This window comes from Bradyrhizobium sp. SZCCHNR1093 (assembly GCF_032381175.1).
In the GTDB taxonomy this organism is placed as follows: Bacteria; Pseudomonadota; Alphaproteobacteria; order Rhizobiales; family Xanthobacteraceae; genus Bradyrhizobium.
Genome location: NZ_JAUHJJ010000002.1, coordinates 318,643 through 331,443, shown reverse-complemented (window position 1 = coordinate 331,443; position 12,801 = coordinate 318,643). Strand labels below are relative to the sequence as shown.

Sequence of the window (12,801 nt, the reverse complement as noted above, 5' to 3'; positions counted from 1 at the left end):
CACGCCGACATGTCGACGATCGTCGTTCGCGCGACCTGGGACCCCGAAACCAGCTATTGGCTCGTCGAAAGCCTGGACGTGCCGGGCCTCGCCACCGGCGCGGCGACGCTCAACGAGCTGGCTGCCAAGCTTCCAGGCATCATCCAGGACCTGCTCGAAAGCGCCGACAGCTCCGATCTCACGGAGACCGAGATTCCCGTTGAGATCATCGCCTCCATCTCGACAAAGGTACGCGCCCACGTCGCCGCATGAAAGATCCTGCGCAGAGCATCCACGCGACGACCATGAGATCTGCCAAGATCAACGCCGACGTCTTCACAGAAGCTGCCCGGCCTTTGAAACTCGAGCACAATGACTCATTTTGCAGACCTCACTCCCTATAGCTACTTCAAGGCAAATAGCTCCGGGGAATCAGCGACCAACATTGGATGGCTCGCCGCGGGAGCTGATTTTGCCATCGAGCCACCTGAACCGCGGTTCGTTGAGCGGCTTTGGCGCTTCTGTAGCGTGTCCGTCTGGCAAACGAGAGGTCTTCACACATGCGAACTTTGCGGCCGCAGGGAAGCCAACGCTGCACAAGGAAACGGTCAAGTCTTGTCGCTCGGATCGGCTGAGATACGGGTCGTATCGGAGCAAGGGACCGTCTATGCCGCTCCGAACCTCATCTATCACTACGTCGTCGAACACAACTACGCACCGCCGATTGAGTTTGTTCACGCAGTTTTGGAGGCGGCATCTCCACCTGACGATCGCTATTATGAGCTGTTGTCAGCGCGGGGAATCGAGTGGAGAAACACTCTCGTTCCGCCACCAGACCGAAGATCCTTCAGGTTCCTAAAGACATCGGCAGGCGTCATCAAAATCGAAGAGAAGTGACCTTGCCTCAAGCGATTGCGATAGCAACGTATATTCTGCGGTCCGTCGTCTCGCTAAGCTGTGCCGCGGTGCTCGCCTGGCCGGCGCGCGTTCCCGCGGCGGAGGCGCCGGCCTCGCCCGCGGTCGAGATTCTCAACGGGCCGATGCCCGGCGAAGTCGAGCTGCGCGCTCATGCCACCGTCGAACTCGCCCCCGAACTGATCGTCGAGCAGCAGCGCGACGACGGCAGCTTTGCGCGCGTTCAATATCTCGATCACGACCGGATCAGGCTCGTGACGTCGTGCGACCAGCGGCCCGGCACCTGCGTGAAGATCGACGAACGTGGGCTGCGGCCGGTGCCGTGGAGCGGCATGTCCTGTTCGTCCCAATGCAACGGAAACTCAATTACGGTGACGCTGCACTTTTCCAATCGCGTTTGGATGAGCGTGGATGTAGGCCATGCGCATGATCAGCCAAGCCGGGAGCATCATCGCCATGCACATGTCGATCGCGCATTTGGCGCCTTGGCGGAAGACGATCGCGGCGCCGATGCGCGCTCTGATCGGCCTGCTGACCTGTGCCATGCTGCTCGCCTGGCCGGCGCGCGCGCCCGCGGCAGACGCCGGAGGCGGCGGCGCCGTCGAGATTCGCAACGGACCGACGCCGGGCGAACTCGAACTTCGCGCCCATGGGACGGTCGAGCTCGCCCCCGAATTGATCGTCGAGGAACAGCGCGCCGACGGCACCTTCAAGCGCGTTCAGCATCTCGATCGTGATACGCTCAGGCTGGTGGCGTCGTGCGACCGGCGGCCCGGCACATGCGTGACGATCGACGAAGGCGGCCTGCGGCCGGTGCCGTGGAGCGGCATGTCCTGCTCGTCCCAATGCAACCAAAGGTGCGACAGGAACGTGCCGCTGCACGGCCGATTCCGCTTCGTGGTGATGTCGTGCGACGGCGGGACGAGGTTCGAAGGCTCGGTCTTCGAGCTGCCCGAGGAGCCGTAGCTGGCTGGCCGATGCATGCACCGCATGGGTCTTTTACTTCGTCCGCCGTCACCTTAAGCAATGCGGATGACCAGGCGAGCCAGGAGCATCATCGTCGTGCACATGTCGATCGCGCATTTGGCGCTTTGGCGGAAGACGATCGCGGCGCCGATGCGCGCTCTGATCGGCCTGCTGGCCTGTGGCATGCTGCTCGCCTGGTCGGCGCGCGCGCCCGCGGCAGACGCCGGAGGTGGCGCCGCCGTCGAAATTCGCAACGGGCCGACGTTCGGCGAACTCGAACTTCGCGCCCATGGGACGGTCGAGCTCGCTTCCGAATTGATCGTCGAGGAGCAGCGCGCCGACGGCACCTTCGAGCGCGCTCAGGATCTCGATCGCGACTCGCTCAAGCTCGTGGCGTCGTGCGACCAACCACCCGGTACATGCGTGAGGATCGACGAACGCGGTCTGCGACCGAAGCCGTGGAGCGGCATGTCCTGTTCGGCCCAATGCGCCCGGGGCTGCGACAGGAACTTTCCGATGTACGGCCGCTTCCGCTTCGTCGTGATGTCATGTGACGGCCGGACGAGGTTCGAGGGACCGGTCTTCGAGAGGCCTTGGCCTCACCAATCCATCTCACCGCGTGGGCCGTTACCACGGGCACCATCGCCGTAGTCCAACGGCGATAGCCTGCTGACAGCCCGGACTCCCGCGCATCACTTGAAAAATGATGTCTCGACCCCGATCCGCGGCCGGACCGCCGCCATAGAAACTCACGGCCAAACCGGCGCCCCGTCCAGCCCCGCAGTCTCCGGCAGCCCGCACATCAGATTCGCGTTCTGCACCGCCTGCCCCGCGGCGCCCTTGCCGAGATTGTCGACCACGCCCAGCGCGATCACCAGGTTGCGCTCGGGGTCGGCGGCATAGCTGACGAAGGCGAGGTTGGAGCCGGTGGCCCATTTGGTCTGCGGGGGCTTGTCGGTGACGCGGACGAAGGCGCGGCCCGCGTAGAAGCGGCGGGCGGCGTCCAGGCACTGCGCTGACGTGGCGCGGCCGCGGGCGTAGATGGTGGCGAGGATGCCGCGGGTCATCGGCACCAGATGCGGCGTGAACACCAGCCCGGCCGCGCTGCCGCCGCTGAGACGCGCGATCGTGCTTTCGATCTCGGGCATGTGGACGTGCTTGAGCAGGCCGTAGGGGATCAGGTTCTCGTTGCTCTCGGCGTAGCCGAACTTGCTGTCGCCGCCACGGCCGGCGCCGGAGATGCCGGTCTTGGCATCGATCACGATGTTGTCGGGCGCGATCAGTTTGTCGGCGAGCAGCGGCGCCAGCGCGGTCAGCACTGCTGCGGGGAAGCAGCCGGGATTGGCGATGCGGGTCTTGCCTGCGATCTCCTTGGGCCAGACGTCGGCGAGGCCGTAGGTCCAGCCGTCGACGTAGCGGTGGTCGCCGCCGATGTCGACGATCTTCACGTCCGCCGGCACGCGCGCCAGCGCATCCCTCGAGGCGCCGGTGGGGAGCGAAGCGAACAGCACGTCGAGCTGCGGCAGGCGCGTGGGGTCCCACTTCTCGATCACGAGATCGGCGAGCCTGGCCGGCACGCCGGGGAAGCGCTCCGCCAGCCGGTCGCCGGCGCTGCCCTCGCCCGCGGCGTAGACCAGCTCGAACGAGGGATGCCCCGCGACCAGGCGCATCGCCTCGCCGCCGCCAAAACCGCTGATCCCGACGATGCCGACGCGAATGCTCATGGGTGGGGTCCTGCTGGTAGAGTGACGGAACGGGTTGAGTGAGGTAACCGGCTGGCGGGGCCATATGCGGTATCCCGGGTCCTGCCCGCAAGGGGTGAAGAACAACAATGAGCACCATCGATCCAAGCCGATATCCGCTCTTCGATCGAATGGCCGGCGGGCTTTTTCAGGGGGTGTCGAAAGTCTTCGCATCGGAAGATGAGCTGGGCGTCTTCCTGATCGAGTTCTTTGGGGACGACGAGCTTGAACCACTGCTGGCCGAGCTTCGGGACATTTCGACGATGGAGATGAGCGACCAGGACTGGGAAGCGTATTGGTGGCGTAGCCCGGCTCAGAGCGCGCCTCAGGATGCCCTGTCGAGCCATCGACTGCTACAGGCCGTCATCGGTGAGATCGTCGCGTGTCTCGAACGACGTCCGAGATGATGGCGACGCGGATGATCACCGCGACGCCGCGGCTTTCGTCTTCGGCTTGGCGCGGGCCGGCTCGGCCGTCAACCGGATTCCCATCGCATTGATGATCCGCAGGACGGTCGCAAACTCCGGGTTGCCGTTCTCGCCGAGCGTCTTGTAGAGCCCTTCCCGCGTCACGCCGATGGCCTTGGCAACCTGGCTCATGCCCTGCGCGCGGGCGACGAGATTGAGCGCGTCGCGGACCTCGGCGGGATCACCGTCGGCGAGCACGAGGTTGAGATACTCCGCGCGGGCGGCCGGGGTGCGGAGATGCTCAGCGGCGTCGAATGTCTTGAGCTTGCTGATCTTCATCCTCAATCCTCCAATGTCGCCGCGAGGTCCTGGGCGTTCCGGATGTCCCTGTCCTGGGTGCGCTTGTCGCGCTGCGGCAGACCGGCCCCCCTCGCATCTCCCGGTGGCCCGTGCTATTTTATGGATATGACCGACGCTACCACCCGTGCAATGCCTTCCGCGCTGCCGCCGAGCGAAGCCGAGCTTGCCGAATGGCAGGCTTTGAGCCGCGACGAGCAGCTCGCGCGCTACCGCGAAGTGCTGCAGCATACCGATTGCGCGCGCATCAGCAGCTCGACCATGAGCGATATTCGCGCCGAGGCACAACGGCGGGCGGCGGCTCGCCGTGGCTGAGTTCAAGCTCTCAGCCCGCGCCGAGGCTGATCTGCTTGAAATCTACGATTATACGAACAGCACTTTTGGTACGTACCAAGCCGACGCCTACCATGCCGGGCTTGAGCGGACGTTCGATCTGCTGGCGAATTTTCCGCGGATCGGTGCGAGTGTGGACGATATTGCGCCCGGGCACCGGCGGTTTCGGTTCCAGGCGCATATCGTGTTCTACACCGAAGATCGCGACGGCGTCGTGATCCGCGCCATCATGCATCACTCGCGCGAGATCAGGCCCGATCTGTTCGATTGATCGTCCTCACAGCCAGGGCGCCGGCGTGTCCATGGCGATCAGCTGCTCGACCTCGATGCGCGGCCTGATCACCGCTGACTGGTCGCCCTTGACCAGGACCTCGGGCACCAGGGCGCGGGTGTTGTAGGTGCAGGCCTGCACGGCGCCGTAGGCGCCTGCGGTCATGATGGCGAGGAGGTCGCCCGGCGCGGGCTCGGGCAGCGCGCGGGCGAGCGCGAGGTAGTCGCCGCTTTCGCACACCGGGCCGACGACGTCGGCTATGAAAGCAGGCGCATTCGGCGCGGGCTGCTTGACGGGCAGGATGTCGTGATGCGCCTCGTAGAGCGTCGGGCGGATCAGGTCGTTCATCGCGGCGTCGATGATGACGAAGTTCTTGGCCTCGCCATGCTTCACATAGATCACCTTGGCGACGAGGATGCCGGCATTGCCGACGATCATGCGGCCCGGCTCGAACATCAGGGTGCAGCCGAGATTGTGGCTGACGCGCTTGACCATCGCGGCATAGGCCGCCGGCTCCGGCGGCACCGCGCGGTCCATGTGATAGGGAATGCCGAGGCCGCCGCCGAAATCGACATGGGAGATGTCGTGGCCGTCGGCGCGCAGCGTCTGCACGAACTCGGTGAGGATGCGGAACGCCGTCTCCATCGGGCCGAGATCGGTGATCTGGCTGCCGATATGGACGTCGACGCCGGTGACCTTGATGCCCGGCATCTTCGCCGCGCGGGCATAGACGCGGCGGGCGTGCTCCAGCGGAATGCCGAACTTGTTTTCCGACTTGCCGGTCGAGATTTTGGCGTGGGTGCCGGCATCGACATCGGGGTTGACGCGCACGGAGATGCGGGCGGTGTGGCCGGTCTCGACCGCGAGGCGCGCCAGCAGATCGAGCTCGGGCTCGGACTCGATGTTGAGGCAGTGGATGTCGGCCGCGAGCGCGGCGCGCAGCTCGGCCTCGGTCTTGCCGACGCCGGAGAACACGATCTTGCGCGAGGGAATGCCGGCCGCCAGCGCGCGCTTCAATTCACCGCCGGAGACGACGTCGGCGCCGGCGCCGAGTTTCGCCAGCGTGCGCAGCACCGACTGGTTGGAATTGGCCTTCATCGCGTAGCAGATCAGCACGTCCTGGCCGGTGAAGGCCTCGGCGAACACGCGGTAGTGCCGCTCCAGGGTCGCGGTCGAGTAGCAGTAGAACGGCGTGCCGACGGTGGCGGCGAGTGAGGTGAGATTGACGGCCTCGGCGTGCAGCACGCCGTCGCGGTAGTCGAAATGATTCATGGGTCTGATCCGCGCACGGGGCCGCGAGAAGGTTGATTGTGGCGGCGAATTGCCGGGAAATGAGCCGGAATGTCAATTGAAGCTGCCGTCCTCGCCGAGGCACAGATGCCGCGCCGTCCGGGCCTCATGGTTCGAGACGCGCCGCGCGCGGCGCTCCTCACCATGAGGGTGGAGATCTCGCCGGGGGCCAGGTCGCGCCACAAGTTCAGTCCTCGTCCTGAGGAGCCTGCCGGAGGCGGGCGTCTCGAAGGACGGTGGCGGCCTAGGTGCCTGCGCAGGCGTCGGTCGGATGCGATCTCCCCCGGAGAAGGGGTGGTGCCCGTCGCGGGCGCGTCAGCCGCTATTTGCTGTCGAGCAGCGGGTCGAGGATGAAGGGTTTCTTCTGGCCGCGGGTGGCGGCGGGGGCGGCGTCGGCGCCGTAGCCGGAGTTGAACAGGCCGGGCTTGTTCGCAGCTTCCGTCGCGGTGTCGGCGGGAGCGGCCGACATCTGCGGCGCCGGCGGGGAATTGGCCGGCAGGTCCAACGGGCCCTTGCGCCCGCAGGCGGCGAGCAGAAGGGCTGTGGCGCCCAGGACGAGGACGACCCGGGCGGCGGAGGTTGGACGACGAGCGCGATTCACGTGTGAGATCCCCATGCGGGCGGCACCATACAGAGATTGACCGGATGTGGCGAGTGCCGGAGAGCCACGCCACGCCGGTCAAATTTCAGACAGCAGCCCTACTTTCGCTGTTTTTCCAGCCGCTTCAGCCAGCTCTTGGCCTGGGACGCCACGTTCTTCGGCGCGGTGCCGCCGTAGCTGATGCGGCTCTTCACGGAGGACTCGACCGAGAGCATGCCGAGCACCTCGGCTGATATCTTGGGCTCGACCTCCTGCATCGCCGTCAGCGGCAGCTCGTGCAGGGCCACGCCCTGCTTGGCGGCCAGAGCCACGATCCGCCCGGTGACGTGGTGGGCCTCGCGGAACGGCATCTTGAGCGTGCGCACCAGCCAGTCGGCGAGATCGGTCGCGGTGGCATAGCCCTCGCCGGCGGCGGCCTTCATGCGGGCCTCGTCCGGCACGAGGTCGAGCGCCATGCCGGTCATGGCGCGCACGGCAAGCGACAGCGCCGCGAACGCCTCCATCGCGCCCTGCTTGTCCTCCTGCATGTCCTTCTGGTAGGCGAGCGGCAGGCCCTTCATCACGATCAGCAGCCCGTTCAGCGCGCCGATGACGCGACCCGTCTTGGCGCGCACCAGCTCGGCGGCGTCCGGATTGCGCTTCTGCGGCATGATCGAGGAGCCGGTGGTGAACTTGTCCGACAGCTTGATCAGGCCGACCAGCGGCGAGGTCCAGATCACGATCTCCTCGGCGAAGCGCGACAGGTGCACCGCGCAGATCGAGGCGGCCGACAGCGTCTCCAGCACGAAGTCGCGGTCCGACACCGCATCCAGCGAATTGGCCATCGGGCGCTCGAAGCCGAGCGCCTCGGCGGTGGCGTGGCGGTCGATCGGGAACGAGGTGCCGGCGAGCGCGGCGGCACCGAGCGGCGATTCATTGAGGCGCTTGCGGGCATCGATGAAGCGGCCGCGGTCGCGCCCGGCCATCTCGACATAGGCCAGCAGATGGTGGCCGAAGGTGACGGGCTGGGCGGTCTGGAGATGGGTGAAGCCGGGCATCACGGTGCCGGCGAACGCCAGCGCGCGGGTCGCGAGCGCATGCTGGTAGGCGGCCAGCGCGGCGTCGATCTCGTCGATGGTGTCGCGCACGAACAGGCGAAAATCGGTCGCGACCTGGTCGTTGCGCGAGCGCGCGGTGTGCAGGCGGCCCGCGGCCGGGCCGATCAGCTCGCCGAGCCGGCTCTCGACATTCATGTGAATGTCTTCCAGCGCCCGCTTGAACTGGAACGACCCCTTGGTGATCTCTGACAGAATCGTGTCTAGACCCTTGCCGATATTTTTCGCATCAGTCGCGGTGATGATGCCCTGGGCGGCGAGCATGGCGGCGTGCGCCTTGGAAGCGGCAATGTCCTGTGCGTAGAGATGGCGATCGACGTCGATCGAGACGTTGATGTCCTCCATGATCGCGTCGGGACGCTCCGAGAACCGTCCGCCCCACATCTTGTTGCTCATGCCTGAACCGCTCTTAAGACCTTGCTGACCGCCATGGGATGGGACACACCGTCCGGCGCCGCCCCGAAACTCGCGCTCCTGATAGCCGCAACCGACCCGAGATGACAAACGATAAGCCTGACCCGTCCCCTGCCCGCCCCGCCCGCTCGCGCCGGACGCTGCTCGCGGCCAGTGCCGTCGCGGTCGTCGCCGCGGCTGGCATCGCCGCGGTGGCGTTTGGCGGATTGCTGAAGGGACGGCCGTCGGGCGACCAGGCGTGCCAAGCGGCGGTCGCCACCGCCAAGCGGATCGCGCCGCTGATCAAGGGCGAGGTGGCGGCGCTGACGGCGGCAACAGTGCCGCTGCGGCTGCCGGATCTCGCCTTCGAGGACGCCGCAGGCGCGTCGAAGAAGCTGTCGGATTTCCGCGGCAAGACGGTGTTATTGAACCTCTGGGCGACATGGTGCGTGCCGTGCCGCAAGGAGATGCCGGCGCTGGACGGGCTGCAGGCCAGGCTCGGCGGCGACGATTTCCAGGTGGTCGCCGTCAACATCGACACCCGCGATCCGGAGAAGCCGAAGGCGTTCCTCAGCGACGCCAAGCTGACGCAGCTCGCCTATTTCAGCGACCAGAAGGCCAAGGTGTTCCAGGACCTGAAGGCGGTCGGCCGCGCGCTGGGCATGCCGACCTCGGTGCTGGTGGATTCGAATGGCTGCGAGATCGCGACCATCGCGGGTCCCGCCGAATGGGACAGCGCCGACGCGGTCAAGCTGATCCAGGCGGCGACATCGAAGGCGGCCGCGGGCCTGTAACCAGAGATATCAGGCCGCGATGTTGAGATTGCCGCCGACGCCGGGGCCGGCATTGGCGAGCGACAGCGTCTGCTGCGCGCCGCCGAGCAGCGTCATGACGGCATCCTTCTGGGCGTTCAGGTTCTGCTTCATCACCGACGTCGCGACCTGCTGCTGAATCGCACCCGTCTGCTGCGCCATGACCGCAGCCACCAAGCTCATATCCATACGCGCTTACCTCTCTGGGGCACATGCTAGCCGAGGAGGCTTAACGAAGCGTATCGAGGGAGCCGCGGTGGCGGGAAATTAGCGGGTCGGCACCGGCTTGGGGCCGCGGTAATCGTAGAAGCCACGCTGCGTCTTGCGGCCGAGCCAGCCGGCCTCGACATATTTCACCAGCAGCGGACACGGCCGGTATTTGGAGTCCGCCAGCCCCTCGTGCAGCACCTGCATGATGGACAGACAGGTATCGAGGCCGATGAAATCGGCAAGCTCCAGCGGGCCCATCGGGTGATGCGCGCCGAGCTTCATCGCCGCATCGATCGCCTCGACGTTGCCGACGCCCTCATACAGCGTGTAGATCGCCTCGTTGATCATCGGCAGCAGGACGCGGTTGACGATGAACGCCGGGAAATCCTCGGAGACGGCGACCTGCTTGCCGAGCCGCCCGACGAACTCCTTGGCCGCCTCGAAGGTGGCGTCGTCGGTGGCGATGCCGCGGATCAGCTCCACCAGCTCCATCAGCGGAACCGGGTTCATGAAATGGATGCCGATGAAGCGCTCGGGGCGGTCGGTGCAGGCGGCGAGCCGGGTGATCGAGATCGACGAGGTGTTGGAGGCGATGATCGCCTCCGGCTTCAGCACCGCGCACAGATCGTGGAAGATCTTGCGCTTGACGTCCTCCTTCTCGATCGCCGTCTCGATGACGAGATCGCAATCGGCCAGGCCGTCGAGGGTTTCGGTGATCGAGATATGGCCGAGCGCCTGATTGCGGGCCTCCTCGGAGATGACCTTCTTGGCCACCTGACGGGTCAGGTTGCCGTTGATGGTGGCCATGCCCGACTTCAACCGGTCGGCAGTGACGTCGTTGAGCACCACGTCGAGCCCGGCCAGCGCGGCGACATGCGCGATGCCGTTGCCCATCTGTCCTGCGCCGATCACACCGAGCTTGTTGATCTGAGCCATGTTGTCATCCACCCGGACGGCACGCCTGCTGCGCCCGTCCATGCCCTTGGAAGTGAGAACACCGGCCGCCGCGGTCCCATGCGGCCGGTGCCAGCAGCGTTATTTGCCGAGCTTGCCGAGCGCCTCGGTCAGCTCGGGAACCGCTTGGTACAGGTCGGCCACCAGGCCGTAATCAGCCACCTGGAAGATCGGCGCGTCCTCGTCCTTGTTGATCGCGACGATCACCTTGGAGTCCTTCATGCCGGCCAGATGCTGAATGGCGCCTGAAATGCCGACCGCGACATAGAGCTCCGGCGCCACGACCTTGCCGGTCTGGCCGACCTGCCAGTCGTTCGGCGCGTAGCCTGCGTCGACCGCGGCACGCGAGGCGCCGACGCCGGCGCCGAGCTTGTCAGCCAGCGGCTCGATGTATTTGGCGAAGTTCTCGCGGCTCTGCATCGCGCGACCGCCGGAGACGATGATCTTGGCCGAGGTCAGCTCGGGACGGTCGCTCTTGGCGACCTCCTCGCCGACGAAGGTCGACAGCGCCGGATCGCCGGCCGCCGCGACGGTCTCGACCGACGCGCTGCCACCCTCGCCTGCCGCGGCGAAGGTCGAGGTGCGCACGGTGATGACCTTCTTGGCGTCCTTCGACTTCACGGTCTGGATCGCGTTGCCGGCATAGATCGGCCGCTCGAACGTATCGGGCGCGACGACCTTGATGATCTCCGATACCTGCATCACGTCGAGCAGCGCCGCGATGCGCGGCATCACGTTCTTGAAGCGCGAGGTCGCGGGGGCAACGATCGCGTCGTAGTTCGCGGCGAGCTTGACGACGAGGTCGGCGAGCGGCTCGGCGAGATCGTGCGCGTAGGCCGCGTCGTCGGCCAGCAGCACCTTCTTGACGCCGGCGAGCTTGGCGGCGGCATCCGCCGCGCCCTTGGCGCCCTGGCCCGCGACCAGCACGTCGACATCGGCACCGAGGGCTGTGGCCGCCGTCAGCGCCTTGTTGGTCGCGTCCTTGATCCCGGCATTGTCGTGTTCGGCAATCAGCAGCGTGGCCATCAGAGCACCCCCGCCTCGGTCTTGAGTTTGGAAACGAGCTCGGCGACGTCCTTGACCTTGACGCCGGCCTTGCGGCCCGCCGGCTCGGTGGTCTTGAGCACCTCGAGCCGCGGCGTGAGATCGACGCCGGTGTCGGCGGCGGTCTTCTCGGCGATCGGCTTCTTCTTCGCCTTCATGATGTTCGGCAGCGACGCATAGCGCGGCTCGTTGAGGCGCAGGTCGGTGGTGACGATCGCCGGCCCCTTCAGCTTCACGGTCTGCAGGCCGCCATCGACCTCGCGGGTGACCTTGAAGTCGGAGCCGTCGACCTCGAGCTTGGAGGCGAAGGTCGCCTGCGCCCAGCCGAGCAACGCCGCCAGCATCTGGCCGGTCTGGTTCGAGTCGTCGTCGATCGCCTGCTTGCCGAGGATGATCAGGCCCGGCTGCTCCTCCTGGGCGACGGCCTTGAGGATCTTGGCGACCGCCAGCGGTTCCACGTTGCCCTCGGCCTTGACCAGGATGCCGCGGTCCGCGCCCATCGCGAGCGCCGTGCGGATGGTCTCCGAGGCCTGCGCGGGGCCGATCGAGACCACCACCACCTCGGTCGCCTTGCCGGCTTCCTTCAGCCGCAGCGCTTCCTCGACGGCGATCTCGTCGAACGGATTCATCGACATCTTGACGTTGGCGAGCTCAACGCCCGATCCGTCGCTCTTGACGCGGACCTTGACGTTGTAATCGACCACCCGCTTGACCGGCACCAGAACCTTCATCGATCCTCTTTCGCTCTAAATTGTCCGGGGTTGACCTTTCGGGCGCGGAACCTAAAGCCCCCATCCCCCCCGGTCAACGCGCGACGGGCGAAAAAACGCAGGCCCGCACGCCGCCGGGTTAACGGTTTTGCCCGGGCACCCACAACACGTCGCCGGCGCCGTTCCGGTTCGCCGCCCGGCTGGCCACGAACAGGAAATCCGACAACCGGTTCATATAACGAATGGCGGCCTCGCTGACCGGCTCGTCGGGCTTGCCGGCGAGCTCCGTCATGATCCGTTCCGCCCTGCGGCAAATGGTACGCGCGACATGCAGATGCGCCGCCGCCGCGGTTCCCCCGGGCAGCACGAACGACGTCAGCGGCGAGAGCCGTTCGTTCAGCGTATCGATGTCACGCTCCAGGCGGTCGACCTGGCTGGCGACGACGCGCAGCCGCTCCGCCTTGCCCTCGCGCTGCGGCACGGCCAGATCGGCGCCGAGGTCGAACAGATCGTTCTGGATCAGGCCGAGCATCGCATCGATCTCGGGCGCATCGGCCAGATGCAGCCGGACCACGCCGATCGCAGCGTTGGTCTCGTCGACGGTTCCATAGGCGGAGACGCGCAGATCGTACTTGGGACGGCGCTCGCCATTGCCGAGCGCGGTCGTGCCGTCGTCACCGGTCCGCGTGTAGATGCGATTCAGGACCACCATGCTGCTTCTCA

Annotated in this window: 17 protein-coding genes; 7 read left to right on the top strand and 10 right to left on the bottom strand. The window is 66.3% G+C overall.

Features of this window, described 5'->3' with window-relative positions; translation table 11 throughout:
• Positions 1 to 9: 9 nt before the first annotated feature.
• The 3 genes from QX070_RS07150 to QX070_RS07140 all read left to right on the top strand — a co-directional run bounded on the left by QX070_RS07150 (position 10) and on the right by QX070_RS07140 (position 2,511).
• Positions 10 to 252 (top strand): DUF1902 domain-containing protein, encoded by a 243-nt coding sequence (locus QX070_RS07150; RefSeq protein ID WP_315736218.1) that lies wholly within the window; start codon positions 10 to 12, stop codon positions 250 to 252.
• A gap of 1,062 nt (positions 253 to 1,314) precedes the next feature.
• Positions 1,315 to 1,860 carry a hypothetical protein gene (locus QX070_RS07145; RefSeq protein ID WP_315736217.1) on the top strand — a complete coding sequence of 182 codons (546 nt, stop codon included), beginning with the start codon at positions 1,315 to 1,317 and terminating at the stop codon, positions 1,858 to 1,860.
• 96 nt (positions 1,861 to 1,956) lie between these two features.
• Positions 1,957 to 2,511 (top strand): hypothetical protein, encoded by a 555-nt coding sequence (locus QX070_RS07140; protein ID WP_315736216.1) that lies wholly within the window; start codon positions 1,957 to 1,959, stop codon positions 2,509 to 2,511.
• A gap of 98 nt (positions 2,512 to 2,609) precedes the next feature.
• On the opposite strand, the gene argC is transcribed toward QX070_RS07140, so the two are convergent.
• Positions 2,610 to 3,584 (bottom strand): N-acetyl-gamma-glutamyl-phosphate reductase, encoded by a 975-nt coding sequence (gene argC / locus QX070_RS07135; RefSeq protein WP_315736215.1) that lies wholly within the window; start codon positions 3,582 to 3,584, stop codon positions 2,610 to 2,612.
• Positions 3,585 to 3,691: 107 nt separating this feature from the next.
• Here argC and QX070_RS07130 point away from each other — a divergent pair, with 107 nt between their 5' ends.
• Positions 3,692 to 4,009: a hypothetical protein gene (locus QX070_RS07130; protein ID WP_315736214.1), complete on the top strand. Its 318-nt coding sequence runs from the start codon at positions 3,692 to 3,694 to the stop codon at positions 4,007 to 4,009.
• A gap of 15 nt (positions 4,010 to 4,024) precedes the next feature.
• Here QX070_RS07130 and QX070_RS07125 read toward each other — a convergent pair whose 3' ends face one another.
• Positions 4,025 to 4,348, bottom strand: a complete 324-nt coding sequence (locus QX070_RS07125; RefSeq protein WP_315736213.1) for an addiction module antidote protein — start codon at positions 4,346 to 4,348, stop codon at positions 4,025 to 4,027.
• Between the two features lie 120 nt (positions 4,349 to 4,468).
• Between QX070_RS07125 and QX070_RS07120 the strand changes: the two genes are divergently transcribed.
• Together QX070_RS07120 and QX070_RS07115 are read left to right on the top strand one after the other, a co-directional pair.
• Entirely contained in the window at positions 4,469 to 4,681 is a 213-nt protein-coding gene (locus QX070_RS07120) for a hypothetical protein (RefSeq protein WP_315736212.1), read from the top strand.
• On the top strand, positions 4,674 to 4,970 hold the full coding sequence (locus QX070_RS07115; RefSeq protein ID WP_315736211.1) for a type II toxin-antitoxin system RelE/ParE family toxin: 297 nt from the start codon (positions 4,674 to 4,676) through the stop codon (positions 4,968 to 4,970). The genes QX070_RS07120 and QX070_RS07115 overlap by 8 nt, the downstream gene beginning before the upstream one ends.
• A gap of 6 nt (positions 4,971 to 4,976) precedes the next feature.
• Here the strand turns inward: QX070_RS07115 and lysA are convergent, their stop codons facing one another.
• The 3 genes from lysA to argH form a co-directional block, all read right to left on the bottom strand.
• Entirely contained in the window at positions 4,977 to 6,242 is a 1,266-nt protein-coding gene (gene lysA, locus QX070_RS07110; RefSeq protein WP_315736210.1) for a diaminopimelate decarboxylase, read from the bottom strand.
• Between the two features lie 340 nt (positions 6,243 to 6,582).
• Entirely contained in the window at positions 6,583 to 6,876 is a 294-nt protein-coding gene (gene lptM / locus QX070_RS07105) for an LPS translocon maturation chaperone LptM (protein WP_315736209.1), read from the bottom strand.
• A gap of 83 nt (positions 6,877 to 6,959) precedes the next feature.
• The gene (gene argH, locus QX070_RS07100) at positions 6,960 to 8,351 is read right to left on the bottom strand and encodes an argininosuccinate lyase (protein ID WP_315736208.1); all 1,392 of its coding nucleotides are present in this window, start codon (positions 8,349 to 8,351) and stop codon (positions 6,960 to 6,962) included.
• 101 nt (positions 8,352 to 8,452) lie between these two features.
• Here argH and tlpA point away from each other — a divergent pair, with 101 nt between their 5' ends.
• Positions 8,453 to 9,142, top strand: a complete 690-nt coding sequence (tlpA, locus tag QX070_RS07095) for a thiol:disulfide interchange protein TlpA (protein WP_315736207.1) — start codon at positions 8,453 to 8,455, stop codon at positions 9,140 to 9,142.
• A gap of 9 nt (positions 9,143 to 9,151) precedes the next feature.
• Here tlpA and QX070_RS07090 read toward each other — a convergent pair whose 3' ends face one another.
• The 5 genes from QX070_RS07090 to QX070_RS07070 all read right to left on the bottom strand — a co-directional run bounded on the left by QX070_RS07090 (position 9,152) and on the right by QX070_RS07070 (position 12,790).
• Positions 9,152 to 9,349, bottom strand: a complete 198-nt coding sequence (locus tag QX070_RS07090; RefSeq protein WP_315736206.1) for a putative motility protein — start codon at positions 9,347 to 9,349, stop codon at positions 9,152 to 9,154.
• A 78-nt stretch (positions 9,350 to 9,427) separates the two neighbouring features.
• Positions 9,428 to 10,306, bottom strand: coding sequence for a 3-hydroxybutyryl-CoA dehydrogenase (locus QX070_RS07085; protein WP_315736205.1), 879 nt, complete (start codon positions 10,304 to 10,306; stop codon positions 9,428 to 9,430).
• Between the two features lie 99 nt (positions 10,307 to 10,405).
• On the bottom strand, positions 10,406 to 11,350 hold the full coding sequence (locus QX070_RS07080; RefSeq protein ID WP_315736204.1) for an electron transfer flavoprotein subunit alpha/FixB family protein: 945 nt from the start codon (positions 11,348 to 11,350) through the stop codon (positions 10,406 to 10,408).
• Positions 11,350 to 12,099 carry an electron transfer flavoprotein subunit beta/FixA family protein gene (locus QX070_RS07075; protein ID WP_315736203.1) on the bottom strand — a complete coding sequence of 250 codons (750 nt, stop codon included), beginning with the start codon at positions 12,097 to 12,099 and terminating at the stop codon, positions 11,350 to 11,352. The genes QX070_RS07080 and QX070_RS07075 overlap by 1 nt, the downstream gene beginning before the upstream one ends.
• A 118-nt stretch (positions 12,100 to 12,217) precedes the next feature.
• Positions 12,218 to 12,790, bottom strand: coding sequence for a cob(I)yrinic acid a,c-diamide adenosyltransferase (locus QX070_RS07070; RefSeq protein WP_315736202.1), 573 nt, complete (start codon positions 12,788 to 12,790; stop codon positions 12,218 to 12,220).
• Positions 12,791 to 12,801: the final 11 nt, after the last annotated feature.